Raw genomic sequence first — 26043 nt, 5'->3', positions numbered from 1 at the left:
CCGGTCCGGCGGGCGGCCCCGGCGGCGGCCCGCCCGCGCAACGCCCGGACCGGAACGCGCCGGCGGCCGGGCCCGGGGAGCCCCGGCTCAATCCCAAGTACCTCTTCGACACCTTTGTGATCGGCGCCTCGAACCGCTTCGCGCACGCCGCGGCGGTCGCGGTGGCCGAGGCCCCCGCCAAGGCGTACAACCCGCTCTTCATCTACGGCGAGTCAGGGCTGGGCAAGACGCACCTGCTGCATGCCATCGGGCACTACGCCCGCAGCCTCTACCCCGGCACCCGGGTGCGCTATGTGAGCTCGGAGGAGTTCACCAACGAGTTCATCAACTCCATCCGGGACGGCAAGGCGGACGCCTTCCGCAAGCGCTACCGGGACATGGACATCCTGCTGGTGGACGACGTGCAGTTCCTGGCCAGCAAGGAGTCCACCCAGGAGGAGTTCTTCCACACCTTCAACACCCTGCACAACGCCAACAAGCAGATCGTGCTCTCCTCGGACCGGCCGCCCAAGCAGCTGATCACCCTGGAGGACCGGCTGCGCAACCGCTTCGAGTGGGGCCTGATCACCGACGTCCAGCCGCCCGAGCTGGAGACCCGCATCGCGATCCTGCGCAAGAAGGCGGTGCAGGAGCAGCTCAACGCCCCGCCCGAGGTGCTGGAGTTCATCGCCTCCCGGATCTCCCGCAACATCCGCGAGCTGGAGGGCGCGCTGATCCGGGTGACGGCCTTCGCCAGCCTCAACCGGCAGCCGGTCGACCTGGCACTGACCGAGATCGTCCTCAAGGACCTGATCCCGGGCGGGGAGCACGCCACCCCGGAGATCACCGCCGAGGACATCACCGCGGCGGTGGCCGACTACTTCGGGCTCTCCGTGGAGGACCTGGCGGGCTCCTCGCGCAGCCGCATCCTGGTCACCGCCCGGCAGATCGCCATGTACCTGTGCCGGGAGCTGACCGACCTCTCGCTGCCCAAGATCGGCCAGGCCTTCGGCGGCCGGGACCACACCACGGTGATGCACGCGGACCGCAAGATCCGGGCCCTGATGGCCGAGCGGCGCTCCATCTACAACCAGGTCACCGAACTCACCAACCGCATCAAGAACGGCGTCGAGTCCGACCCCCGCGGCCGCTGAGCCCTCCGTCCCGCCTCCGCGGGAATCGAAAAGCCCCTGAGACAGCTCAGGGGCTTTGTTCGATTCCGGCCCGGTGCAGGGGAGTTGTCCACAGAATCCGCGGGACTCCGGTGTCCACACCCTGTGCACGGCCGGAGTTGTCCATAATCCCGTCCACAGGACGCTTCCCGGAGGGGCATCCTCGCAGGTGGACCCCCTGTGGATTTGTGGAGAACGGAGATCCACAGGCTGTGGACCGGCAGCGGTGCACGACCGGTCGTGCATGATGTTGTCCACGGCCCGGAGGGGGTTTCCCACAGGGAAGGCGGGGTTGTACACAGCCGGTCCACAGCTTTGTCCACTGTTCGGCAACGTGAAGCGCCCTCTCACCGGCCGGAGTGAAACAGCTCACACAGATGTGACGAGGAGCCTGTGGGCAACTCCCCGGATTCTGGGGACGAAGCTGTGGGCAACCTGGGGAAGGCTGGGGACAGGGTGTGGACAGCCGCTCGTCATCCACAGCACCCCCTGTTTCGTCCACTGCCCCACCCACAGGGCATGTGGACAAAAAACCGGCTGTGACCAGGGGAAACGGAGTTATCCACGGTTTCCACAGGCCCTACTACTACCACTACAGATAGAGAGCGCCCCGATCGATTCGAAGTGGGGGCTGTGCACAACTCGGCCCGGCCACGGCATACCCCTCCCGACGCGACTTGACTCCTCCGGGCCCTGTCTGTCAGCGGTGTGCGTCAGACTGGTCCCTGGCAATCCAGAGCAGCCAGCTACAGCAGGAGGCGGCCGACGTGAAGATCCGGGTGGAACGCGATGTGCTCGCGGAGGCGGTGGCATGGGCGGCACGAAGCCTGCCGGCACGCCCGCCGGTTCCGGTTCTCGCGGGCCTGCTGCTGAAGGCCGAGGACGGCACGCTCAGCCTCTCCGGCTTCGACTACGAGGTCTCGGCACGGGTCTCCGTCGAGGCCGAGGTCGAGGAGGAGGGCACGGTCCTGGTCTCCGGGCGGCTGCTGGCGGACATCTCCCGGGCGCTCCCGAACCGCCCCGTGGAGCTCTCCACCGACGGGGTGCGGGTCTCGCTGGTCTGCGGCTCCTCCCGGTTCACCCTGCACACCCTGCCGGTGGAGGAGTACCCGGCGCTGCCCGAGATGCCGGCCACCACCGGCACCGTGCCCGGTGAGGTCTTCGCCGCGGCCGTCGCCCAGGTGGCCATCGCGGCCGGCCGGGACGACACCCTGCCGGTGCTCACCGGTGTGCGGATCGAGATCGAGGGGGACACCGTCACCCTCGCCTCCACCGACCGCTACCGCTTCGCGGTCCGCGAGTTCCTGTGGAAGCCGGAGAGCCCGGACACCTCGGCGGTGGCCCTGGTCCCCGCCAAGACGCTGCTGGAGACCGCCAAGTCGCTCAGCGCCGGGGAGACGGTCAGCCTGGCGCTTTCCGGCGCCGGCAAGGGCGAGGGCCTGATCGGTTTCGAGGGGGCCGGCCGGCGCACCACCACCCGGCTGCTGGAGGGGGACCTGCCCAAGTACCGCACGCTCTTCCCCACCGAGTTCAACTCCGTGGCGGTGCTGGAGACCGCGCCGTTCGTGGAGGCGGTCAAGCGCGTGGCGCTGGTCGCCGAGCGCAACACCCCGGTCCGTCTCAGCTTCGAGCAGGGCGTGCTCACCCTGGAGGCCGGCTCCAGCGACGATGCACAGGCTGTGGAGAGGCTGGACGCCCAGCTCGAGGGCGAGGACATCTCCATCGCCTTCAACCCCGGCTTCCTGCTGGAGGGCCTGAGCGCCATCGACTCCCCGGCCGCCCAGCTCTCCTTCACCACCTCGACCAAGCCGGCGCTGCTCAGCGGGCGCCCGGCGGTGGATGCCGAGGCGGACGAGGCGTACAAGTACCTGATCATGCCGGTGCGGCTCAGCGGCTGACGCCCGGCCGCCGCTCCGGGCGCGTCTGAGCAGCGGAACCCCACAGGTGAGCACGGGTGCCGGGGCGTAGTCTCGAAGGCCGGGAGTGACCCGGTCCCGGGCCTTCCCGCACCCCGTCCGCACCCTCCGCAGCGCCGCGGCAGCCCCGGGCCGGAACGGCGAGCAGCCGCATGCGGCCCGCGGGCGGCGCGGCGCTGCGGAGGGTGCGCTCACCCCAAGGAACCACCAGAAAGGCCCGTTTTCCATGGAGCTCGGTCTCATCGGCCTCGGCAGGATGGGCGGCAACATGCGCGAACGCATCCGCCGCGCCGGCCACACCGTCCTCGGCTACGACCGCAACGCCGACCTCGCCGATGTCCACAGCCTGAAGGACCTGGTGGACGGGCTGGCCGCTCCGCGGGTGGTGTGGGTGATGGTCCCGGCCGGAGAGCCGACCCGCTCCACCATCGCCGAGCTGGCCGGTCTGCTCTCCCCCGGCGATGTGGTGGTCGACGGCGGAAACTCCCGCTGGACGGACGACGAGACCCATGCCGCCCTGCTGGCCGAGCGCGGCATCGGCTTCGTGGACTGCGGCGTCTCCGGCGGCGTCTGGGGCCTGGAGAACGGCTACGCCCTGATGTACGGCGGCGAGAGCGAGCACGTGGCCCGGGTGCAGCCGGTCTTCGACGCGCTCAAGCCGGAGGGCGAGTTCGGCGCGGTGCACGCCGGGCGGGCCGGCGCCGGCCACTTCGCCAAGATGGTGCACAACGGCATCGAGTACGCCATGATGCAGGCCTTCGCCGAGGGCTGGGAGCTGCTGGAGGCGGCCGGCCCGGTGACGGACGTCCGCGAGGTGTTCCGCTCCTGGCAGCAGGGGACGGTGATCCGCTCCTGGCTGCTGGACCTGGCCGTCCGGGCGCTGGACGACGACGAGCATCTGACCGCGCTGCGCGGTTACGCCCAGGACTCCGGTGAGGGACGCTGGACGGTGGAGGCGGCGATCGACCACGCGGTGCCGCTGCCGGCGATCACCGCCTCGCTGTTCGCCCGGTTCGCCTCCCGGCAGGACGACTCTCCGCAGATGAAGATGATCGCCGCACTGCGCAACCAGTTCGGCGGCCACGCGGTCACCTCGGCCGCTCCGGAAGGCGGCGCCGCCGGGGACGCCGGGGACGCCGGAGAGCGCTGACGGCGGACGGAACAGAGACGGACGGAACAGACCGGAAGGAGGCTGGAGGGGCACCGTGCATGTGACGCATCTGTCGCTCGCCGACTTCCGTTCCTATGCGCGGGCCGAGGTGCCCCTCGGCCCGGGGGTGTCGGCCTTCATCGGTCCCAACGGCCAGGGCAAGACCAATCTGGTCGAGGCGGTCGGCTATCTGGCCACCCTGGGCAGCCACCGGGTGGCGTCCGACGCCCCGCTGGTGCGGGCGGGCGCCGAGCGTGCGGTGATCAGGGCCGCCGTGGTGGAGGGCGAGCGGCGTCAGTCCGTGGAGCTGGAGCTGCTTCCCGGCCGGGCGAACCGGGCGCGGATCAACCGCTCCGCGCCGGTGCGCCCGCGCGAGGTGCTGGGCATCGTGCGGACGGTGCTGTTCGCCCCCGAGGATCTGAACCTGGTGAAGGGCGATCCCGACGGCCGCCGCCGGTTCCTGGACGAGCTGGTGATGGCCCGCGCGCCGCGGATGGCCGGGGTGCGCTCGGACTACGACCGGGTGCTGCGCCAGCGGAACACCCTGCTGAAGACGGCCGCCATGGCCCGGCGGCACGGCGGCCGCGCCATGGATCTGTCCACCCTGGACGTGTGGGACCAGCATCTGGCCAGGGCCGGGGCGGAGCTGCTGGCGCACCGGCTGTCGCTGGTGCAGGCGCTGGAGCCGCTGACCGGCAAGGCGTACGAGCAGGTCGCGCCGGGCGAGGGCCCGGTGGCAATGGAGTACCGGGTCTGCCCGCCACCCGGCTCCGGTGCCGAGGGGCAGGGCGCGGGGGCGGGCGGCCGGGCGCCGTACGGCGAGGCGCCGGCCGTGCTCCACGAGCGGCTGCTGGCCGCACTGCGCGAGGCCCGGCCCAAGGAGATCGAGCGCGGGGTGACACTGGTCGGCCCCCACCGGGACGACCTGCTGCTGCGGCTGGGGCAGTTGCCTGCCAAGGGCTATGCCAGCCACGGTGAGTCCTGGTCACTGGCGCTGGCGCTGCGACTGGCCAGTTATGCGCTGCTGCGCGACGAGGGCCCCGAGCCGGTGCTGGTGCTGGACGACGTCTTCGCCGAGCTGGACACGCGGCGGCGGGAGCGGCTGGCCGAACTGGTGGCGCCGGGGGAGCAGGTGATGGTGACGGCGGCGGTCGCCGAGGATGTGCCCGCGGTGCTCGCCGGCACCCGGTTCACCGTCTCCGGCGGCCGGGTGGAGCGCGGCGATGGCTGAGGAGGTTCCCGGGCCCCGGCGGCCGGCGCGGCCTCCGGGCGGACCCGCCGGGGCCCCCGGGGCCGGGCCCGGACCTGCCGGGAACAGCGCCGCCGGAGGACCGGGCGGCACGGGCGGCGGGCCCTCGGCGTCCGCGCCGCCGGCGGAGCCCAAGGAGCCGGGGAAGGCGGGGGAGGCGGGGGAGCAGCGGCTCTCCGGGGTGGATCTGGCCCGGGTGGCCTTGCGGGCGGCCAAGGAGCGGGCGCGGGAGCGCGGCACCGGGTCCCGGCAGACCGGGGTGCCCCGCCGCGGCGGGCGCCGCTCGGCGGCCGGGGCCGACGGCCGCGATCCGCTGCCGCTGGCCGCCGCGCTGGAGCGGCTGACCGCCGAGCGCGGCTGGGAGCTGCCGCTGGCGGTGGGCGGGGTGATGGGCCGCTGGCCGGAGATCGTGGGGGCCACCAATGCCGAGCACTGGCGGCCCGAGCACTTCGACGAGGAGTCCCGCACCCTGACCGTGCGCTGCGACTCCACGGCCTGGGCGACGCAGCTGCGGCTGCTCGCCCCGCAGGTGCTGGCCCGGCTCAACCAGGATCTGGGCCGGGGCGCGGTGAAGCTGATCCGCGTGACCGGCCCCGGCGGGCCGGGCGGTCCCGGCCGGGGCGCGGGCGGTGGTGGCGGTGGCCGGTGGCGGGCGCCCGGCAGCCGCGGCCCCGGCGACACCTACGGCTGACCCCTCCGCACCTTCTCCTTCGCGTCCTCCGGACCACAGCCGTGCCGGGCCGGAGGAGGCCGGAGGAGGCCGGAACGCGGTGGCCGGACCCTGCCGGGTGACCCTTGGGCCTGGTGTGACGAAATGTGACAGAGGTCACCCTCCGTGGGCTTGCCGGAGGGCTTCCGAGCGGCAACATCCGGGGCGCTGTGTGCCCCGCTGAGCGTTTCCGGGGCACCTCCCGCATATAGGGAGTCGGTCCATGCCGGTTCAGGGCAGCACATCGGCCGCCAGGCCCCCGCAAACCGGCATTGTGTCGGCGCGTACCGGTAGACTGGGCGGGACCGCCTCACTGCGGACCATGTCGAGCGACACGGCCACTCCGGGCTGCCCCGTCGGCGGAACCGGAGCAGGGCGTGCTGTGCCAGAAAGGGCGCTTCGTGGCCGATTCCGGCAATATCCATGAGACCAACCCTGCCGTTCCCGCCGGCTCTCCGGAGCCCTCCCGGGCGGCGGAAGCGGCAGCCGACTCCGCAGCGACCGCAGCGACCGCGGCAGACCAGGCCACCGCACCGGGCACGGAGCAGGCCGGTCCCGTCGGCGCCGGCGCGTACGACGCCAGCGCGATCACCGTGCTGGAGGGCCTGGACGCAGTCCGCAAGCGCCCCGGCATGTACATCGGGTCCACCGGTGAGCGCGGTCTCCACCACCTCGTCCAGGAAGTGGTGGACAACTCCGTCGACGAGGCGCTCGCCGGGTACGCCGACACCATCTCCGTGACGCTGCTGGCCGACGGCGGCGTCCGCGTGGTGGACAACGGCCGCGGTATCCCGGTCGGCATCGTGCCCTCCGAGGGCAAGCCGGCCGTCGAGGTGGTGCTCACCGTGCTGCACGCGGGCGGCAAGTTCGGCGGCGGCGGGTACGCCGTCTCCGGCGGTCTGCACGGCGTGGGCGTCTCCGTGGTGAACGCCCTGTCCACCAAGGTGGCGGTCGAGGTCCGGCGGGACGGCTACCGCTGGACCCAGGACTACAAGACGGGCGTGCCCACCGCTCCCCTGGCCCGGCACGAGGCCACCGAGGAGACCGGCACCTCGGTCACCTTCTGGGCCGACGGAAGCATCTTCGAGAGCACCGACTACTCCTTCGAGACGCTCTCCCGCCGCTTCCAGGAGATGGCCTTCCTCAACCGCGGGCTGACCATCTCCCTCACCGACGAGCGGGAGGCGGCCAAGCAGACCGCGGGCGCGGACACCACCGCCAGCGAGGACGACAACCAGCCCCGCTCGGTGACCTACCACTACGAGGGCGGCATCTCCGACTTCGTCCGCCACCTCAACTCCCGCAAGGGCGAGCCGGTGCACCCCTCGGTGATCGACTTCGCCGCCGAGGACAAGCAGCGGATGCTGTCGGTGGAGGTGGCCATGCAGTGGAACACCCAGTACACCGAGGGTGTCTACAGCTTCGCCAACACCATCCACACCCACGAGGGCGGCACCCACGAGGAGGGCTTCCGCGCCGCGCTGACCGCCCTGGTCAACCGCTACGCCCGGGAGCGGAAGCTGCTCCGCGAGAAGGACGACAACCTCACCGGCGAGGACGTCCGCGAGGGCCTGACCGCGATCATCTCGATCAAGGTGGGCGAGCCGCAGTTCGAGGGCCAGACCAAGACCAAGCTGGGCAACACCGAGGCCAAGACCTTCGTGCACAAGGTCGTCAACGACCGGCTCTCCGACTGGTTCGACCGCAACCCCACCGAGGCCGCGGACATCGTCCGCAAGGCCATCCAGGCCGCGACCGCCCGGGTGGCCGCCCGCAAGGCCCGCGACCTGACCCGCCGCAAGGGCCTGCTGGAGACCGCCTCGCTTCCCGGCAAGCTCAGCGACTGCCAGTCCAACGACCCCGCCAAGTGCGAGATCTTCATCGTGGAGGGCGACTCCGCGGGCGGCTCGGCCAAGTCCGGCCGCGATCCGCAGTACCAGGCCATCCTGCCCATCCGCGGCAAGATCCTGAACGTCGAGAAGGCCCGGATCGACAAGGTGCTGCAGAACACCGAGGTCCAGGCGCTGATCTCGGCCTTCGGCACCGGCATCCACGAGGACTTCGACATCACCAGGCTGCGCTATCACAAGATCATCCTGATGGCGGACGCGGATGTGGACGGCCAGCACATCAACACCCTGCTGCTCACCCTGCTGTTCCGCTTCATGCGCCCGCTGGTGGAGGCCGGGCACGTCTACCTCTCCCAGCCCCCGCTCTACAAGATCAAGTGGGGCCGGGACGAGCACGAGTACGCCTACTCCGACCGCGAGCGGGACAGCCTGATCGAGCTGGGCCGGCAGCAGGGCAGGCGGATCCGGGAGGACTCGATCCAGCGCTTCAAGGGTCTGGGCGAGATGAACGCCGAGGAGCTGCGGGTCACCACCATGGACCCGGCCCACCGGGTGCTGCGCCAGGTCACCCTGGACGATGCCGCCGCCGCCGACGACCTCTTCTCCATCCTCATGGGCGAGGACGTCGAGGCCCGGCGCTCCTTCATCCAGCGCAACGCCAAGGACGTCCGCTTCCTGGACATCTGACCGCGGCCCGCCGCACCCCGCCGCGCCGCCTCCACCGCCCCGCCCCGCCCCGTCCCGCCGACGAGCATGTCCTGAAAGGAACCGGACGCACACCATGGCCGAGGACAACACTCCCGCCACCCCGCCCGAGGAGCCCGCTCCCGTCGGGGACGCCGCGGAGCTGGCCCCCACCGCGGTCGCCGACGAGCTGGTGCACCGGATCGAGCCGGTCACCCTTGAGACCGAGATGCAGCGCTCCTATCTCGACTACGCGATGAGCGTGATCGTCTCCCGGGCGCTGCCGGACGTGCGGGACGGCCTCAAGCCCGTGCACCGCCGCGTGCTCTACGCCATGTACGACGGCGGCTACCGCCCGGAGAAGGGCTTCTACAAGTGCGCCCGCGTGGTGGGCGACGTGATGGGCTCCTACCACCCGCACGGCGACTCCTCCATCTACGACGCCCTGGTGCGGCTGGCCCAGTCCTGGGCCATGCGGATGCCGCTGGTGGACTCCAACGGCAACTTCGGCTCCCCGGGCAACGACCCGGCCGCCGCCATGCGGTACACCGAGTGCAAGATGGCCCCGCTGGCCATGGAGATGCTCCGGGACATCGACGAGGAGACCGTCGATTTCCAGGACAACTACGACGGCCGCAACCAGGAGCCGACGGTCCTGCCGTCCCGCATCCCCAACCTGCTGATCAACGGCTCCTCCGGGATCGCGGTCGGCATGGCCACCAACATCCCGCCGCACAACCTCCGCGAGGTGGCCTCCGGTATCCAGTGGTACCTGGAGCACCCCGAGGCCGCCCCCGAGGAGCTGCTGGAGGCCCTGGTCGAGCGGATCAAGGGCCCGGACTTCCCCACCGGCGCCCTGATCGTGGGCCGCAAGGGCATCGAGGAGGCCTACCGCACCGGCCGCGGCTCCATCACCATGCGCGCGGTGGTCGAGGTCGAGGAGATCCAGGGCCGCCAGTGCCTGGTGGTCACCGAGCTGCCCTACCAGGTCAACCCGGACAACCTCGCCCTGAAGATCGCCGACCTGGTCAAGGACGGCCGGGTCGCGGGCATCGCCGACGTCCGGGACGAGACCTCCTCCCGCACCGGCCAGCGGCTGGTGATCGTCCTCAAGCGGGACGCGGTCGCCAAGGTGGTGCTGAACAACCTCTACAAGCACACCGATCTGCAGACCAACTTCGGCGCCAACATGCTGGCCCTGGTGGACGGCGTGCCGCGCACCCTCTCGCTGGACGCCTTCATCCGCAACTGGGTCGCCCACCAGATCGACGTCATCGTGCGCCGCACCCGCTTCCGGCTGCGCAAGGCCGAGGAGCGGGCGCACATCCTGCGCGGCCTGCTCGCCGCGCTGGACGCCATCGACGAGGTCATCGCCCTGATCCGGCGCAGTGACACGGTGGACACCGCGCGCACCGGGCTGATGGAGCTGCTCTCCATCGACGAGATCCAGGCCAACGCCATCCTGGAGATGCAGCTGCGCCGGCTGGCCGCCCTGGAGCGGCAGAAGATCACCTCCGAGCACGACGAACTCCAGGCCAAGATCGCCGAGTACAACGCCATCCTGGCCTCCCCCGAGCGGCAGCGCGGCATCATCAGCGAGGAACTGGCCGCGATCGTGGAGAAGTTCGGCGACGACCGGCGCACCGAGCTGGTGCCCTTCGAGGGCGACATGTCCATCGAGGACCTGATCGCCGAGCGGGACATCGTGGTCACCGTCACCCGCGGCGGCTACATCAAGCGCACCAAGACCGACGACTACCGGGCGCAGAAGCGCGGCGGCAAGGGGGTGCGCGGCGCCAAGCTGCGCGAGGCCGACATCGTCGACCACTTCTTCATCTCCACCACCCACCACTGGCTGCTGTTCTTCACCGACAAGGGCCGCGTCTACCGGGCCAAGGCGTACGAGCTGCCCGAGGGCAGCCGGGACGCCCAGGGGCAGCATGTGGCCAATCTGCTGGCCTTCCAGCCGGACGAGCGGATCGCCCAGATCCTGGCCATCCGGGACTACGCGGCCGCGCCGTACCTGGTGCTGGCCACCAAGTCCGGCCTGGTGAAGAAGACCCCGCTGAAGGACTACGACTCACCGCGCTCCGGCGGCGTGATCGCCATCAATCTGCGCCAGATGGACGACGGGCGGGACGACGAGCTGATCGGCGCCGAGCTGGTCGGTCCGGACGACGACCTGCTGCTGATCAGCCGTAAGGCACAGTCCATCCGCTTCACGGCCTCGGACGAGGCGCTGCGCCCGATGGGCCGCGCCACCAGCGGCGTCAAGGGCATGTCCTTCCGCGAGGGCGACGAACTGCTCTCGATGAATGTGGTGCGGCCCGGCACTTTTGTGTTCACCGCGACCGACGGTGGGTATGCGAAGCGGACAAAGGTGGACGAATACCGAGTGCAGGGCCGTGGCGGTCTGGGCATCAAGGCGGCCCGGATCGTGGAGGACCGCGGCTCGCTGGTGGGCGCGCTGGTGGTCGAGGAAAGTGACGAGATCCTGGCCATCACGCTCGGCGGCGGGGTGATCCGCACGCGGGTCGACGAGATCCGCGAGACGGGTCGTGACACCATGGGCGTCCAGCTCATCAATCTGGGCAAGCGGGACGCCGTGGTCGGGGTGGCCCGGAACGCCGAGGCGGGCCGCGAGGCCGAGGAGGTCGAGGCCGCGGTCGAGGCCGCAGCCGAAGCCGAGGCCGCGGAGCCCGCCGCGGGCTCCGCCCCGGACACCGCCGGGGGACCGGCGGCCGGTGACGGAACCGGGGCTCCTGCCGCGGAGTCCTGACCTGCAGCCCCCGCCGCCGCTACTCTCAGCCTCATCACCACCATCAGCAGCAGAGCACAGCCAGCGACAGCATCAAGGAGCATGCCGTGAGTGGAGCCGCGGGCGTCCCCGGGGGCGGTACCGGACACGACGGTCGGGGTGCCGACCCGTCGGCCGCCGCCGCGGGCGGCGGCACCGGCACCGGCTCGGAAGACCGGCGAGCCCAGGACACGACCCGTGGGGGGTCCACCATGACCAGTGCCAGGCCGGTCGATCCGTACGCCCAGGGCGGCGGCTATCCGGACCAGCAGCAGGACCAGCGGTACCACCCGCCGCAGGCGTACCCGGCGCCGCCCGGTTCGCCCCCGCCGGGGGCCCCGCCCCGGGCCGACGAGACCACCCGGCTGCGGCCAGCGGGCCCGTCCGGCCCGGGTCCGGCGTCCGGTGGCGGTGGCGGCGGCGGTGCCGGAGGCTTCTCCCCCGGCGAGACCCTGGGGCACGGCGTGCGCCGCCCCCGCACCGGGGCACGCACGGTGCCCCGGGTGCGCAAGGCCCGGCTCCGGGTGGCCAAGGCCGATCCGTGGTCGGTGATGAAGGTCAGCTTCCTGCTCTCCATCGCGCTGGGCATCTGCACGGTGGTGGCGGTGGCGGTGCTGTGGATGGTGATGGACTCCATGGGCGTGTTCTCGGCCGTGGGCGGCACCATCAGCGAGGCCACCGGCACGGAGAACTCGGCGGGCTTCGACCTGGAGGCGTTCCTGTCGCTGTCCCGGGTGCTGGCGTTCACCGGCCTGATCGCCGCCATCGACGTGGTGCTGGCCACGGCGCTGGCCACCCTGGGGGCCTTCATGTACAACCTGTCGGCCGGCTTCGTCGGGGGCATCGAGGTCACCCTCGCCGAGGACGAATGACCGCGCCCCTGCCCGGGCCGGCTACCGATTTGGGCGCCGCCCCGGGCATGCGCTAACCTTTGTGAGCAGCAGCGCGGGGCTATAGCTCAGATGGTTAGAGCGCATCCCTGATAAGGATGAGGCCACAGGTTCANCACCCTCGCCGAGGACGAATGACCGCGCCCCTGCCCGGGCCGGCTACCGATTTGGGCGCCGCCCCGGGCATGCGCTAACCTTTGTGAGCAGCAGCGCGGGGCTATAGCTCAGATGGTTAGAGCGCATCCCTGATAAGGATGAGGCCACAGGTTCAAGTCCTGTTAGCCCCACATGCAAAAGAGCCCCCGGCCGGTACCGGCCGGGGGCTCTTGACATCCATTGCTGACATCAGCCGGGCGGTGCCGAACCCCGCAACAGGTCCGCCAGCAGCTCGGCCGCCGCTCGCTGGTCGTCGTCCACCACGTGTGTGTACACGTCCATGGTCATGCTGATCTGGCTGTGCCGGAGGATCGCCTGAGCCACCTTGGGGTGGACCTTCAGGAAGGCCAGCAGCGTCCCGCAGGTGTGGCGGGCCAGCCGGACCGTGACCCGGCGGACCGGGGCGTGGCCGACCAGCGTCTCGAAGCTGCGGGAGAAGCCGCGCGGCTCGATCGGCCCGCCGTGCCGCTCGGAGAAGATCACGTCCTCGTCCGGCTCCTGGTGCCAGCGCTGGCCGGCCTTCCGCTTCTCCTCTTCCTGTAGCCGCTTCCGCTCCCGCAGGGCGTCGGCGCAGAAGGCCGGCAGGGGGAGCGCGGCCTGTGAGGACTCGGTCTTGAGCTTCTTCAGGACGAGCTTGCCGTTCTCCCGCTGCACCTGCCGCACCGGGGTGAAGAGCTGGTTGTCGAAGTCCACGTCCTGCCAGCGGAGCCCCAGGATTTCGCTCCGGCGCAGTCCGAGCACCAGGAGCAGCACCAGGGCGGCATAGAGCCGGTGCTGCCGCGCGGTTCTCAGGAAGGTGACGGCCTCCTTCGCGGTCCAGGGTTTCCGCTCCCGTTTTTCCACCCTCGGCATGTCCACCAGTTCGGCGACGTTGCGGGTCACCAGCTCCTCCCGCCTGGCCCGGTTGAGCGCGTTGCGCAGCACGCGCAGCGTCTCGGCCCGGGTGGGTGCCGGCACCCCGTCCCGGTCCATCTCGGCGAGGGCGGTCCGGACCAGCCCGGGGGAGAGCTTGGGCAGCGACTTCTTTCCCAGGTAGGGCACCAGGTACAGCCGCACCTTGCCCTCGTATTTGGCGTAGGTGTTGTACTCGCAGTTCGGGCGGACGATCTGACGGATCCAGTAGTCCAGCCAGTCCCCGACCGTCCAGGCCCGGGAGGGCACGGGAATGCCGTTCCGCTCCTGGTTCTGGAGTTCCGCCAGTTTCTCCGCCACTTCGTCCCAGGTCCGGCCGTAGCGGTAGACCCTCTTGCGGATGCCGTCGGTATCGGTGACATAGGCGGCCCCCTGGAAGCGGCCGTCACTGCGCCTGGTGATGGTTCCCCCGCCATTGGGGCGACGCTTGGCCATCAGGCGGCTTCCTCCATGCGCTTGCGGATGTACGCGGCGACCGCTTCGGCGGGCACCCGACGAGCCCGGCCGATGGTGAAGCTGCGCAGCTCACCGGAGCGGATCAGGTCGTAGAGCTTCGGGCGGCTGATCTTCAGGGCCGCCATCGCTTCCGGGACGGTCAGCACCAGGACACCGGGCGCGGGCTGCACGGCACTCCCTTCGGGGCGACGGGTACGGAGGGGCGCCGCAGAAACCGCAGAATCCGCAGAAAGGTGCGGATGTGCGGTCTGAGCTGCGGCGAGGGGCTGGGACGGGTGGGGGCCGCGGAAACCGGCGGAAGTCCCGCGGAAATCGGCGGCCGGGGTGCCGCCGCCGGTCGGCCGGTATTTGTGCGGCGGTTCCGCGGCTTTCCGCGGCGGGGCGGCCACCGGACCGCGGGGCCGGTGTCGCCCCTGGTCGGCGGACATGCGGCGGGTTTTCCGCGGATTCTGCGGTTTGTGCGGCGGGCCGCTGTCGGCCCGGCGGGACGATGCGTGGCTCATCGGCCGTCCTCCGACAGGCTGGGGTGGAGTACGTAGCGGGGTGCCGGCGGCCGTCCGCGCCGACCGGTCCGGGCGGGCAGTTCCTCCCGGAGCCAGCCGTGTTCCGCCAGCAGTTGCACCGCCGGTTCGAGGTCGGCGACGGTGGGGAATTCGCTGCGGCTGAGCGTGGCGAACAGGTCCCGCCGGGTGACCTCCCGCCATCCGTGGGTGCGCAGCACGTCCAGCAGGCTGTGCGCGCGGTCGACGGTGGGGTCGGCGCCCATGGCGTCGAACGCGGCCAGGGCGTGGGCGGTGAAGTACTGCCCGATGGTGATGGCGGCCTGCATGGTGGCCTCGGAGACGGGCCGGGTGTGGCCGCCTTCGAGGTGTTCGGCCAGGTGCAGCAGGGCCGCGATGCGGGCCACCGCCCCGGCGAGTTTCCCGGCCCATTTGGTGATGTGGCCCAGGGCGCCGCGGGGGGCGAGCTGCGGCTCGATGCGCTCCTGGCAGGCGATCAGCGCGGCGTCGGCCTCCGGGCTGAGCTGGAGGACGGCCGGGTCCGTCCAGTCCGCCAGGGTCAGCGTCAGATCGATCACCTTGCTGCGGTAGGCGGCGGCCACCGCCTCGGGCACGGGCTCGGTGACGACCTTTCGGCGGCCGACCAGGGAGGCCGGGACGGAGTACAGGAAGCGGGCCAGGAAGCCGCGCCCGTCGAAGCCGCGGACCCGGGCGATGTCGTCCAGCACTTGCGGCTGTACGGACAGGCCCATGGTCAGCGCGGGGCGCTCGATGTACTCGCGGCGGCTTTGCCGGTTCACCCGGAGCCGGTCGCCGGCATGGCCCTTCAGGAAGGGCTCCATATTGGGGGCGCCGGAGTACCGCCCGGCGATGATGTCGAAGATGCCGCCCTCGGCGGACATCACCGAGATCCGTCCGCCCTGCTCGGCCATCAGGGAGGAGACAGTTTCCGCGGTGGAGTCGTCGGCGAGCAATTGCGGTTCGGCCGGGATGGTCACCGCTTCGGCCGCCTGAGCCAGCCCCACGGCCTCTTCGACCAGGACGTCTCGCTGTTCGCCGCTCGCTGCGGCGGCCTTGGCCGCTGCCTTGTCGGCGGCGGACTGTGCCAGGCGGGCGGTGAGCTGCGCTTCCACGATCTCCGCCCGCCGGGCGTCCCGTAGCCGCTGCTCGGCTTCGTACAGGGGACCGGTCACCGCGGCGAAGACGGCGCTCTTGCGGTTGGCGGGCGGCAGGGCGACCACCACGAACAGGTTCGTGGGCTCGCGCCAGCCGCCCCGGACGTGTACCACCGAGCGCCCGCCGGCGGCCGTGGCGAGCACCGCCAGGGCAACGCAGGCGGCCAGGTCCACCGGCGTCTGGGTCTCCTCGGCCACCGCGTCCACGTAGTCCCGCAGCCAGCCGGGCAGGGCGGCCGTGGGGAAGGCGGGCAGTTCCCGGCGGCGGGAGAGGGGGATGGGCTCCTCCCACGCCGGTTCGCCCGGCTGCTCCTCCTCCCCCGTCCACAGGTCCGGCCGGTCGCTGGGAAGGCTTTTCAGGTGGGGGTGTCCCGGCCTCACACCGCCTCCCTGGGACGGGCGGTGCGGATGGACCAGTTCAGGGCACTGCGCAGGGTGGAGCGGCACTCGTGCGGTTTGAGGCCAGCCGCCTGCCCAGCCGCCTGAAAAGCCTCCTCGACTTCGTGGCGCGCAATGTCGCCCCAGGCCACGAACCGTCCCATGGCCCGGGAGGCGGTGAACAGCCGGCGCTCCCGTTCCCCCTCCGGTGCCGACGCGATGGCCTGGCTCTCCCTCTCCAGCGCGACCCGGGCGACTCGCCCGGCGTTGCGCGGCGCGGTGATGACGGGCCGGGCCACAGACCGGCGAGGCGGGGTGAGGGCCGTCATCAGCCAGCCGGGCAGCATGGCGGGCGGTGCGTCGTTCAGGACCGTGTAGGGGCGGCCGTCGACCTGGCTGCCGGCGGCCACGACATATCCGCCGTGTGCCCGGGTGTCGACCTTCCAGCCGAGCTGCCCGCTGGTGTTCCGCAGCTCCGCCCCGGCGGGCGCCGCGAAGTAGAGGTGGACGCCACCCCGCCGGGTCCGCACGGTGTACGTGTCGGCCGGGAACTGCTCGCCGTGCCTCTCGCAGAGCACCGCGAACACGTCCATGCCGTCGCTGACTCCGGGCAGCGTCCACTCGTCCCGGGGCCGGTCCCCCGGCCCCTTGGGCACGTCCAGGTCGACCACGACCAGCCCGGCCGGGCCGGTGGCGATGCCGACGTTGTACGGCCGCTGTGCCCAGCAGGCTTCGATCAGCGTCCGGTCGGTGGTGGCGCGCTGCTCCGGCGTGCGGTGCCCGGCGGCACAGCGGCCGGCGCGCGGGCAGCGGTCCTCCGGGTGCCCGGCCGGGCGCTTCCCGCCGGGCCGCAGCGGGATCACGGGCCAGCCGCGCGCGGCGGCGGCCAGGGCAGCCGCCAGTAGCAGGCTGCGGCGGTGATGCGACATAGTGGGAGGTCTCCTGTTCCTTCGATGGGCATGGAGAACCGGGAGCAGCGGCCGATCCGGCCAAGGAAGAAGCCCGCTGCTCCCGGGCGAAGTCAGAACGGCGGCTTGCTGTCTTCGGCCTGCCCGGCCGGGGCGGGCCGGGGCCGCACGGGCGGCCGTCAGTCGTCGCTGCCGAGGTGGGCGAGCAGCGCGGGGAGGTCCCCACCGAGAGCGGACATGCGCTGCTGAATGGCCTGCCAGGATTCGGCGTCGATGGCCATCAGGGCGGCGGCAGCGGCGGCGGCGTCCCCGCGCCGGTGGGCGGTGAGCGCGTCGCGCAGCTCGCCCGCGGCCATGAGGCTGATCCGGTGGGACATCGGAACGTCTCCTAACTTCCGAGCTGGGAAAGGGCATCGGCGACCGGGCCGATGACGGCGTTGAGGGGTTCGGCCACCGCTGGCGTCTGGGCGGCGAGGAAGCCGAACAGGAAGACCGTCACGAAGGCGGCGGGACCAAGCGCGCGGAACTTCAGCAGCAGCACGGCCCCGGCCGCGAAGACGGCGAGCAGGGACAGGGTGATGACCACGGCGGTTCTCCGTTCCGGGAGGTGTCAGCGGCTCCCGGCGCGGTACAGCCGGAGCCAGGCGTTGTAGGCGCGGCGACCGAGGCGCAGGCGGCGGCCGGTGGCCCGGCAGCGGCGGCAGTCCTTGCCCCTGCGGAGCGCTCCCCGCCGGGTAGTGCGCAGGGCGAAGCCGAGCCCTTCGCAGGTGCGGCAGCGGCCGAGCGGGCTGATCGCACACAGCGCGATGTAACCGAGAGTGATGAAGGTGAGGAAGGCTATAGCGGCCAGTTCCGGGGGCATGGCAGGCTCCGATCCGGGGATTCCGGCGTTTCCGCAGGTGGGCTGCTATCGGCTAGATCGCTGGCCGGAGCCCATAGGGGGCGCTAGCGGAGGTGCTACCGGTAGCAGGCGCGCCTGCTACCGGCAGCGGGGCGACGGGCTATCCGTCGCCCTGGTTTCCCTCACGCTCCGCAATCGCCTTGAGGAGGTGTTCGCGGACGATGCCGCGTCGGGTGGTGCGCGTTCCGTCGTCGGTGGTCCCGGCCACGTCCCGCGCCCGGACGCCGAACGGCTTCAGTGCGGCGGTGACGCTGGCCGCTTCCCAGCCGCCGTAGACCTCCGGCCGCAGCTCGGCCAGGCGGGCGGCGATCCGCTCGTTCCACACCCGTTCCTCCCGGGCCGGGACGACGCTGAGGACATCGGCCAGCAGGTCGTAGGACGGCCCGGCCTGCGCGGCGCCTTCTCCCAGCGCGTGGCCGGACAGGGTGCCGGCGGCTTCCCGCAGCCGCCGGGCGCGCTGGCCGATCTCCTTGGTGGCGTTCATGTCCAGGTAGGCGACCCGGACCACGGCCGGCGCCGACGTGGCGCCGACCAGGTAGCCGTTGCCCGCGTCGGCTTCCGGGCGGAAGATCGTGGCCCGGATGCCGTTCTTGTAGGCGGACGTGCCCAGGATCATGTCGTTCTCCACCTGGCCGCCCACCCGCAGGCAGAACCGGATGGAGACGTTGCCGGACACCCCGGTGGGAAGGCTGTCCTTGTCGGGGCGCTGCGTGGCCAGCACCAGCGTCACCCCGAGAGCACGTCCCACCTTGATGACGAACTCCGCGTCCTCCCCGGCCTGCTTGCCGTGGGCGGCGTGAGCAAAGACGTTCTGACACTCGTCGAAGACCGCCACCAGCGGCCACAGCTCCAGCGAGCGGCGGTCTGCGATCTCCCGTGTGATCCGCTTGTCCGGACACAGATCCCTCGGCAGCCGTTTCATGGCCGCGGCCCGCCGCATCACCTCCTGGCGAAGCCGGGCCAGGGAGTCCGCGGCGTAGCCGATCGACTCGTCATCGATACCGGAGACGAACCGGTGGGAGACGTGCTCCAGCTCGTCCAGGTCGCCCGTGCCCTTGTTCTCGTGCAGCCACAGCTCCACCGAGGGATCGAGGGCGGCGCCGCAGGCCAGCACCCGCACGGCGGAGGTCTTGCCCTGTCCGGGCTGCGAACCGATCAGGATGTTGTGCTGCACCATCGGCACGGACTGCCCGCGCCCTCGCGGATCGATCCCGAACGGAATCCGGGCGAAGATGTCGTGCCGCCGGGCCTGCGCGAGCTGCCAGCGCACCGCGCCCGCCTTGGACAGGTCCCGGTCGCCCACCCACAGGACCAGCCGTCCTTCGTGCTCGGCGGCGTTCGCCTCGGGCCAGACACAGCCCAGCGGCCGGCGGAGCGCCGATGCCAGGCGCGGGCGGCGGTCCAGCACATCGGCCGGAGTGACGCCCGGCGGCAGGTCGATATCCGCCCGCCAGCCCGGACCCTCCCGCACGATCGGGGAGACGAACCGGATGCCGTCCCGGCCTTTGGCCACTTCGGAAGTGATCTGCGAGATGCCGATGGAGGCCATCGCCTTGACCACCATCTCCGAGGTGAGCCGGGGTGCGTCGGCCGTCTCCACAGCCCTGTGGACGACGGGTGCGTCCGCCGGGGCACCTGCCCAGCCGAGCACCGCCACGCAGGCGGCAGCGGCGGCCAGCAGCCAGCCGGGAGCCAGCACCCACAGCGCCAATGCCAGCCCGGCGCCGGCCACCGAGGCCAGCAGGAACAGCATGGTGCGCAGCCGTACCCGGTTGTTCCGCAGCCCGGTCAGCCGGATGTAGGCGGCGGCATCGCCCTTCTCCGCCGCCAGCCGCCGCAGCGGGGCGCCCTCGGCGTCCCGCAGCCACCGGCCCAGCGCCCCGGCCAGCCGGGCCAGGCCGGCCGGTGAGCGCAGCGCCAGCCGTCCGCCGTAGACCGGCACCCGGACCGCGTGGAAGGCGGTGACGTGCCAGGCGTAGCCGCCCAGCCAACCGGCCGCCTCGATCAGCCCTGCCCGCGAACGCGCCCACGCCGGAACGACCGGCCGCCGCCGTGCCTGGCGCAGCCGATCGAACAGCGACGGATCGGCCGGTGCGGGACCGTCCACCAGGGCGACTGGATCGGCCGATCCGATCGGCCCGCGCCCGGCCGATCGGTCCGGTGACGGATCGGCCGATCCATCGCCCGACGATCGGGTCTTCACCATCTCGATCCGATCGGCCGATCCATCGGCCCGCATGTCTGCTTCGAGTCGGGCGAACAGTTCCCGCTCCTCGTCGCCGTCTTCTTCGTGTTTCACTGAGGATCGCTCCCTGATCTGCTGGATTGGGGCAGCCGGGGTCCGGCCTCAGCCGCCAAGCACGCGGCCGGACCCCGACAGATTCGTGAGAGGGCGGGATGTCGCAGCAGCAGCTCCCAGGCCGCCGCCGCCCGGCCCTCCGGGGAAGTGCTAGGACGGGATCAGGAAGCGCTCCCGGCGGCTGCCAGTTCAGCCGGGGCGACCTCCCCGGCCGTGGCGTCCGGGGCGGCGCGTTCCGCGCGCAGCATCTCGCGCAGCGCACGGGCGCGGGCCGGGGCGATCCGGAGCGCTTCCCGAACGGCTTCGGCGGTGATCCGCGTCTCCGGCCAGTCGGCGGTGATCTGCCGCGCTTCCGCAAGCAGCTCCGCATCCGTGCGGCGCCCGCGTCCCTTGGCGCCTTTGCTCCTGGTCGTCCTGCCGGCGGCCGGACGCGGCCGGGACCGGTTCTCGGCACGACGGCGGCCGGTCGGCACGGCGGGAGTCGGGAGCCCGCCGCCATCGCAGATGACGGGCGCTGGAGTACCGGTGTCGGTGGCGGCCGGTTCGGGGTTGGCTTCGCCCAGCTTGAGCAGTACCCGGGTGGAGCGGGGCGCGCGGCGGCGCCAGGCGCGGCCGTAGGTCTCGCGCAGCTCGGCGCGGGCCAGCAGCCGTTCCCGTTCGCGGGCCAGGGCGGTGGTGTAGGAGGTGGTCTCCCACAGCACCATCCGCCGCCACAGCGCGAACGTCGACAGCGGTGCGAGCAGCCAGCGGGAGCGGCGGATGCGTTCCATGCGCCGGCCGGTCACCGCGCCGATCCGCACCGCGTACACATGCGCGGCGATCTCGGACAGCACCACCCACAACAGCGGCATGGTGCCGTGCGCGAGCTTGGCCGCGAAGGACGTGCCCGCGGCGATGTTCAGCCAGCAGGTGACGGCGGTCAGCGCCCAGGGCACGATGCGCACCCATGCAAGGCGCATGTCCATCCGGATCAGCAGCAGGTGCGCCAGGGTGAACACCGGGATGGCCACGTCGATCCCGACCGGCAGCATCCACGGGTGCGCGAACCCCCACGCGCGTGCGGCGGCCGACAGGGCTTCGAAGCTGGAGGCCAGCCCCAGCGCCCCGACCGCCACACCGGCCGCGATCGCCGCACCCAGCAGCCACCTTTCCCAGCGCCCGAGTGCCGGCGGGGCGAGCATCGTCCTTTCGCTCATGCCGTCCTCCCGAACCAGGCGGCGGCCGCCCAAGCCAGCAGCACACACACCGCCTTGGGCAGCCCGCATGAGGGGCACACGGACTCGCTGGACTCCACACGGCACCAGCCGTTCGGGCAGGGGCTCACGGCACCTCACCGCCTTCGGCGTAGCCGAGAGGGGACAGGGCGCTGTGGGCGTCGGAGAGGGAGGCGTGCAGCAGCTCCGCGTTCTCCGCCGACCAGGCCAGAGCGCCGCGCAGGGCGGCCAGCGTCCCGGGCAGCCGGGCCGGGTTGCCGGAGTCATGCCGCAGCCGCCCGGCGCGGTCCAGGTGGTCGATCAGGGCCTGTACCTGGCCCATGGCCTGCGGCAGACGAATGGCCAGCTCCGAAAGGGCTCCCACGATGGCGTAGGCATCCCCGGGAAGCTCGAACTCCGCCTCGGCATCCGGACGCAGAGTCGCGTGATTCAAGCTGCGGACCGCCTCGGCGGCAGTGTGCGCCAACGCCGCGGCGGTGGGCTTGCCGCTCATGCCGTCACCGCCTTCCGGCCGCGTGAGCGGCGGCGGTGGGCGGTGGTCCGGGGCGGCAGGCCGGCGGCCGGGGCCGTGACCACCGAGACGGCCACGCGGACCGCCCGGACGACCAGGCCGGGATCGTCGGCGATGATGTCGCGCGCCGCGTCCAGCCGCGCCGCGCGCTCCTCCCCGGTTTCGTCGGACTCACCGAGCCACAGCTCCGGCGGGGTGCCGAGAGCCAGCTCGATGAAGTCCTCATCGGAGACGGCCTGATGGCCGCCGATGAAGCACTTCACTCGGTCTCCTCGATGGGCGTGGAGAGCCGGGAGCGGCGGCCGATCCGGCCAAGGAAGCCCGCCGCGCCCGGAGCATTCGGAAGGAACGGTTCGCACACGCGGCGAGCTGGTGCGGTGCGGTCAAGCGGAGCCCGGGACTGACCGGCTCCCCTCACCGCCCGGACCACGGGGTCCGGGCGGATCAGGCAGCCGTCAGAGCTGCGGGTGGGGCCGTGCCGGCGGTTCCTGCGCGGTGCGCGGGCGCTCATGGCGCGGCGGGTTCGGCGGCCGGACGGGCAGGGGCGGCCGGCCCGGTTCCTGCTGTGCTTCGGGGCTCTCGGAGGCCATCGGGGTCAGCACCCCCGGCGCGAGGCGGCGTTCCGCTCGCTCTGCTCGTTGGCCTCCTTGACCTTGCGCGACAGTTCCTCCCGCTCGGCCTCGGTCAGCCGTGTGGCGGCGATACGATCCACTGAGGATCACTCCCTAGGTGCATAGGTGAGCTGGTCTCAGGCTCCGGCCGGGTGTTGGCGCACCCACCGGAGCCGTTTTCACTGTTCGGAGCCGGTCTGAGGGCTCCCCGTCACCGCCGGACGGACGGCCCGGCGGATCAGGCAGGCATCAGACCTGGTGTGCTCGCGCCTCTGGCGAGCCGGCCGCCTTATCAGCGGAGGCGACAACCCGTATGCAGCCGCGTGACGTGCGGCGTTCTCAAAGAGCACTGCTCCCGGCCGTGGGCGCGCGGACATGCCGCCTTCCCGGGCTTCCTCCGGTGCGCGACCCGCCATGCGAGTCATGTATTACTTGTCTCGCACGATGGCAGAGCCGGGCAGCGCTGTCAAACCGTCAGTTTGTGTCCGGCGTCCGTTTCCGCCCTCGTTCGAGGCTGTGACCAGCTTCGCAACTGCCGCTTGGACGTTGAACTTCGCTGCTGTACGGCTCGGGGACGAGTCGCTAGAGTGCTGAGTCGTCCCAGAACGTCCCGGCGCGGGAGGGCGTATGGCAAACGAACGGCTCCGCGGGGCCATCGTTGAGAGCGGCCTGACGCTGGACCAGGTGGCGGCCCGGCTCGGGGTGTCCCCGAAGACCGTTGAGCGCTGGGTCTCGGAGCCCAGGCGCAAGCCGTACCGGCGCTTCCAGTACGCCGTGGCCTCGATGCTCCGGCAGGAGGTCTCCTACCTCTGGCCGGACGAACGGACCGCCGGCGAGGTCACGGAGTCCAGCGCGTCCGAGCTGGTGAAGCTCTATCCGCACCGCTCGGTCGTCCCGCAGGACACCTGGACCAAGCTCTACGCCAGCGCCACCATGCACTTCGACGTGCTGGTGTATTCCGGCTTCTGGCTCACCGAGGACCCGCGCTTTCACCGCCTGGTCAGGGAGAAGTCGGCCGCCGGCGTTCCGGTGCGCTTCATGATGGGCGATCCGGAGTGCCCGGCCGTTGCTGTCCGGGGCGACGACGAAGGCATCGGCCCCGCCCTGGCGTCCAAGATCCGTAACGCCTTACTCAACTACGCCCCGCTGTTCGGCCTGCCCGGTGTCGAGTTCCGCCTGCACAGCACCACGCTCTACAACTCCATCTACCGCGCGGACAACGAGATGCTGGCCAACGGGCACATCTACGGCCTCGGGGCCTACATGGCGCCTGTGCTGCACCTCCAGCGCGTTCCCGGTGGGGAGCTGTTCGACAGCTACGCGGAAAGCCTGGAACGCATCTGGGACGGCGCCCGGCGGATCACCTCACCGACCGACCTGGAAGGCTGCGGCTCATGAGCCGTACCGACTACTACCGCGACCCGGACGCGCCCCGGGCGAACTCCGTCGTGCCCTCGGTCACCGCCGTGGTGCAGGACGACGAAGGGCGTCTGCTGCTGATCCACAAGACCGATAACGACCGGTGGGCACTGCCCGGCGGCGGCCACGACATCGGCGAGAGCATCGCGCAGACCGTGATCCGGGAAGTCGAGGAAGAGACCGGTATCCGGGTCACCGTCGAGGGCGTCATCGGCCTCTACACGGACCCGCAGCACGTCATGGCCTATGACGACGGCGAGGTGCGGCAGCAGTTCTCCATCTGCTTCCGGGCTCGGCCGGTCGGGGGCAGCGTGCGCACCAGCTCGGAGTCGAAAGAGGTCCGCTGGGTGGAGCCGGCGGACCTCGGCAAGCTGGACATCCACCCGTCCATGCGCCTGCGCATCACACACGGCCTGGACGAAGCACGCACCGAGCCCTACATCGGCTGACCGGCCTCCTGTGCCACGGCCATCCGGTCGGACACCCGCTCAACGGCGGCGTGGATCTCCGGAGCGGCGCGCTGAATGAAGCGGCCCACGACGGTGTCCGGGCCGTAGCGGTTCACAATCTCGGAGAGCCGGGCGCGGGAGGTGGTGACGTCCCCGTCCGGGGTGGTGGTCATGTCGCAGAAAATCATGGCGTCCACCAGCGTCGGGCTCTCCAACGCGAACTCGGACTCCAGGTCCTCCCGCAGCCCGCGTTCCTCGGCTTCCAGCAGCGCGCAGGAGTGATGCGCCACGAGCCGCACCACCCGCTCATCGAACGCCTCCTGGTCTCGCAGGAAGCGGGCACCGTCAAGGGGGTGGAAGCCGGTGGCGGCGATGCGGGGCGAATAGCCGATGTCATGCAGGACGGCGGCGGCCTCCATCAGGCCGGCGTCGTCTCCGAGGATCGGCCGGAGCCACTGGGCGCGTTTGGCCACTCCGAGGGAGTGCGACCAGCGCCGCGGCAGCGGCTCGGCCAGCAGCGCTTCAGCAAGGCCATACGCCCGCTCGGTGACATCCATGCCGGCCAGGCTACGAGTCCTCCGACTCATCCGGGAGAGCCCGCACCACCCGCCGCCGCCCCGGCCCCATGGCGATCAGCCCCTTCCCCTCCAACTGAGCAATTGCCGACCGCACCGCAGTCCTGGAAACTCCGAAACGCTCACAGAGCGTACTTTCCGATGGGAAGACATCACCTACTGTGAATTCCTCTTCAAGGAGTAGAATTGTTACCCTTTCCGTCAAGGGGCGGCGGTCTCCTGTTCCTGTCACGTACCAACCGGAACCTTGCACTGACTCGATGATGCCTTCAGCTTTCAGTGCTCGTAGAGCGCGTCCGACTGTACTTCGACTAACGCCGAAAATTTTCATCAGGCGGGTTTCGGATGGAAGAGCGTCCTTGATGGCACCTCCACTGATTTGTTGGCGCAGCGAATCCGAGACTCGCATGTAAGTGTCTCGTGGGCTTGTTGGCACGAATTACCCCTTCCGTGCTGAGTGCACTGTTCCTGAAAGTATCACCTTGTGTAAGAATGCTATCAGTCTTCACTCTCCTGCAATTCATCATCGCGAGAGTTGCCAGGGGGAACCGGATGATTAGCAAGCCAATCCTGCAACTCGCGATGGCGGAATTGGTAGGCGTTTCCGGAGATTCGCAGAAGGCCGATTTCTTGTGTGCAGGAGAGGAATTTAACGAGACGCACCGGTAGCTCTTGGTGCCCCCAGAGAAGGAAAGTGAAGTACCTACGAAAAGCAGCCGACGGCATGGCCAAGGCAGTCAACAATCCCATTGTTGACCCCGCCCATATTCCCGCTTCTGAGCCGCCTGCAGTACCGAACACCACACCGAAGGCAATGGCCACGGGCAACGCACCGAGTACCTGATTCGCCACGTCCGCGTTGATCACATTCCCGGGCCTGGCCACCGTTTCACCCGGTGCCTGTAGGCCATCCCTAATGCCACGGGAAAGTCCAATGAGGAGCATCCCTGAAACCAGGAATAGGAATTCTTTCGGAGTTACAGAAGGCGGCTCATCGACGGTCGATCCGATGATCATCGTAATTTGCAGCATCACGGCAAGGAGCACTCCGATCACTAGCCCTCCCTCCAGATTGTGTCGGAAGCGCAGACGACCGGCTCGGGTTCTCAAGTGGTGCCATCCTAGATACGTCGGATGTCGTGTGAGCGGCAAAGCTGAAACTAGCCCTCCTGCTAGTCCCGAG

24 protein-coding genes and 2 tRNA genes are annotated in these 26043 nt (G+C 70.9%); 12 read left to right on the top strand and 14 right to left on the bottom strand.

Annotated elements, in window-relative coordinates:
• From dnaA to GQS09_RS06535, 10 genes are all read left to right on the top strand, one after another.
• On the top strand, positions 1 to 1133 hold a 1133-nt coding region (dnaA, locus tag GQS09_RS06580), incomplete at its 5' end, for a chromosomal replication initiator protein DnaA (RefSeq protein ID WP_165985036.1).
• A 785-nt stretch (positions 1134 to 1918) separates the two neighbouring features.
• Complete coding sequence (gene dnaN, locus GQS09_RS06575; RefSeq protein ID WP_165985035.1) at positions 1919 to 3049, top strand: DNA polymerase III subunit beta; 1131 nt, start codon at positions 1919 to 1921, stop codon at positions 3047 to 3049.
• 85 nt (positions 3050 to 3134) lie between these two features.
• On the top strand, positions 3135 to 4217 hold the full coding sequence (gene gnd / locus GQS09_RS06570) for a phosphogluconate dehydrogenase (NAD(+)-dependent, decarboxylating) (protein ID WP_399552430.1): 1083 nt from the start codon (positions 3135 to 3137) through the stop codon (positions 4215 to 4217).
• A gap of 55 nt (positions 4218 to 4272) precedes the next feature.
• The gene (gene recF / locus GQS09_RS06565) at positions 4273 to 5448 is read left to right on the top strand and encodes a DNA replication/repair protein RecF (protein WP_165985033.1); all 1176 of its coding nucleotides are present in this window, start codon (positions 4273 to 4275) and stop codon (positions 5446 to 5448) included.
• Entirely contained in the window at positions 5441 to 6157 is a 717-nt protein-coding gene (locus GQS09_RS06560) for a DUF721 domain-containing protein (protein WP_165985032.1), read from the top strand. The genes recF and GQS09_RS06560 overlap by 8 nt, the downstream gene beginning before the upstream one ends.
• Before the next feature lie 395 nt (positions 6158 to 6552).
• A complete protein-coding gene (gene gyrB, locus GQS09_RS06555; RefSeq protein ID WP_165985031.1) occupies positions 6553 to 8712 on the top strand; it encodes a DNA topoisomerase (ATP-hydrolyzing) subunit B in 2160 nt (719 codons plus the stop codon).
• A gap of 94 nt (positions 8713 to 8806) precedes the next feature.
• A complete protein-coding gene (gyrA, locus tag GQS09_RS06550; protein ID WP_165985030.1) occupies positions 8807 to 11488 on the top strand; it encodes a DNA gyrase subunit A in 2682 nt (893 codons plus the stop codon).
• Between the two features lie 86 nt (positions 11489 to 11574).
• A complete protein-coding gene (locus GQS09_RS06545; protein WP_399552428.1) occupies positions 11575 to 12378 on the top strand; it encodes a DUF3566 domain-containing protein in 804 nt (267 codons plus the stop codon).
• Positions 12379 to 12455: 77 nt separating this feature from the next.
• A tRNA-Ile gene (locus GQS09_RS06540) sits at positions 12456 to 12554 on the top strand.
• A gap of 55 nt (positions 12555 to 12609) precedes the next feature.
• Positions 12610 to 12683 (top strand) — tRNA-Ile (locus tag GQS09_RS06535).
• Positions 12684 to 12741: 58 nt separating this feature from the next.
• Here the strand turns inward: GQS09_RS06535 and GQS09_RS06530 are convergent.
• The 11 genes from GQS09_RS06530 to GQS09_RS06480 form a co-directional block, all read right to left on the bottom strand.
• Entirely contained in the window at positions 12742 to 13899 is a 1158-nt protein-coding gene (locus GQS09_RS06530; protein WP_165985028.1) for a site-specific integrase, read from the bottom strand.
• A complete protein-coding gene (locus GQS09_RS29140) occupies positions 13899 to 14090 on the bottom strand; it encodes a helix-turn-helix domain-containing protein (RefSeq protein WP_313896015.1) in 192 nt (63 codons plus the stop codon). Before GQS09_RS29140 ends, GQS09_RS06530 begins: the two co-directional genes overlap by 1 nt.
• Positions 14091 to 14419: 329 nt before the next feature.
• Positions 14420 to 15976: a YfjI family protein gene (locus GQS09_RS06520; RefSeq protein WP_313896014.1), complete on the bottom strand. Its 1557-nt coding sequence runs from the start codon at positions 15974 to 15976 to the stop codon at positions 14420 to 14422.
• Complete coding sequence (locus GQS09_RS06515) at positions 15973 to 16902, bottom strand: bifunctional DNA primase/polymerase (RefSeq protein ID WP_165985026.1); 930 nt, start codon at positions 16900 to 16902, stop codon at positions 15973 to 15975. Before GQS09_RS06515 ends, GQS09_RS06520 begins: the two co-directional genes overlap by 4 nt.
• A 158-nt stretch (positions 16903 to 17060) precedes the next feature.
• Positions 17061 to 17258 carry a hypothetical protein gene (locus tag GQS09_RS06510; RefSeq protein WP_165985025.1) on the bottom strand — a complete coding sequence of 66 codons (198 nt, stop codon included), beginning with the start codon at positions 17256 to 17258 and terminating at the stop codon, positions 17061 to 17063.
• 11 nt (positions 17259 to 17269) lie between these two features.
• Positions 17270 to 17467 carry a hypothetical protein gene (locus tag GQS09_RS06505; protein ID WP_165985024.1) on the bottom strand — a complete coding sequence of 66 codons (198 nt, stop codon included), beginning with the start codon at positions 17465 to 17467 and terminating at the stop codon, positions 17270 to 17272.
• 24 nt (positions 17468 to 17491) lie between these two features.
• A complete protein-coding gene (locus GQS09_RS06500; RefSeq protein WP_165985023.1) occupies positions 17492 to 17743 on the bottom strand; it encodes a hypothetical protein in 252 nt (83 codons plus the stop codon).
• 139 nt (positions 17744 to 17882) lie between these two features.
• Entirely contained in the window at positions 17883 to 20081 is a 2199-nt protein-coding gene (locus GQS09_RS06495; RefSeq protein ID WP_313896013.1) for an FtsK/SpoIIIE domain-containing protein, read from the bottom strand.
• A 161-nt stretch (positions 20082 to 20242) separates the two neighbouring features.
• Positions 20243 to 21277: a DUF2637 domain-containing protein gene (locus GQS09_RS06490; RefSeq protein ID WP_165985022.1), complete on the bottom strand. Its 1035-nt coding sequence runs from the start codon at positions 21275 to 21277 to the stop codon at positions 20243 to 20245.
• Between the two features lie 124 nt (positions 21278 to 21401).
• Entirely contained in the window at positions 21402 to 21788 is a 387-nt protein-coding gene (locus GQS09_RS06485; RefSeq protein WP_165985021.1) for a hypothetical protein, read from the bottom strand.
• Complete coding sequence (locus GQS09_RS06480; RefSeq protein WP_165984999.1) at positions 21785 to 22069, bottom strand: hypothetical protein; 285 nt, start codon at positions 22067 to 22069, stop codon at positions 21785 to 21787. The genes GQS09_RS06485 and GQS09_RS06480 overlap by 4 nt, the downstream gene beginning before the upstream one ends.
• 975 nt (positions 22070 to 23044) lie before the next feature.
• Between GQS09_RS06480 and GQS09_RS06475 the strand changes: the two genes are divergently transcribed.
• Complete coding sequence (locus GQS09_RS06475) at positions 23045 to 23815, top strand: helix-turn-helix domain-containing protein (RefSeq protein ID WP_165985020.1); 771 nt, start codon at positions 23045 to 23047, stop codon at positions 23813 to 23815.
• On the top strand, positions 23812 to 24285 hold the full coding sequence (locus GQS09_RS06470; RefSeq protein ID WP_165985019.1) for an NUDIX domain-containing protein: 474 nt from the start codon (positions 23812 to 23814) through the stop codon (positions 24283 to 24285). The genes GQS09_RS06475 and GQS09_RS06470 overlap by 4 nt, the downstream gene beginning before the upstream one ends.
• Here the strand turns inward: GQS09_RS06470 and GQS09_RS06465 are convergent.
• The 3 genes from GQS09_RS06465 to GQS09_RS06455 all read right to left on the bottom strand — a co-directional run bounded on the left by GQS09_RS06465 (position 24273) and on the right by GQS09_RS06455 (position 25916).
• The gene (locus GQS09_RS06465) at positions 24273 to 24842 is read right to left on the bottom strand and encodes an HD domain-containing protein (RefSeq protein WP_207957527.1); all 570 of its coding nucleotides are present in this window, start codon (positions 24840 to 24842) and stop codon (positions 24273 to 24275) included. The genes GQS09_RS06470 and GQS09_RS06465 overlap by 13 nt on opposite strands.
• A 10-nt stretch (positions 24843 to 24852) precedes the next feature.
• Complete coding sequence (locus GQS09_RS06460; protein ID WP_207957526.1) at positions 24853 to 25269, bottom strand: GntR family transcriptional regulator; 417 nt, start codon at positions 25267 to 25269, stop codon at positions 24853 to 24855.
• Positions 25270 to 25358: 89 nt separating this feature from the next.
• Entirely contained in the window at positions 25359 to 25916 is a 558-nt protein-coding gene (locus GQS09_RS06455; RefSeq protein WP_165985017.1) for a hypothetical protein, read from the bottom strand.
• Between the last annotated feature and the right edge of the window lie 127 nt (positions 25917 to 26043).

Source organism: Streptomyces sp. YIM 98790, from assembly GCF_011421595.1.
Classification (GTDB): domain Bacteria; phylum Actinomycetota; class Actinomycetes; order Streptomycetales; family Streptomycetaceae; genus Streptomyces.
This window is presented reverse-complemented; position numbering and strand designations above follow the sequence as displayed.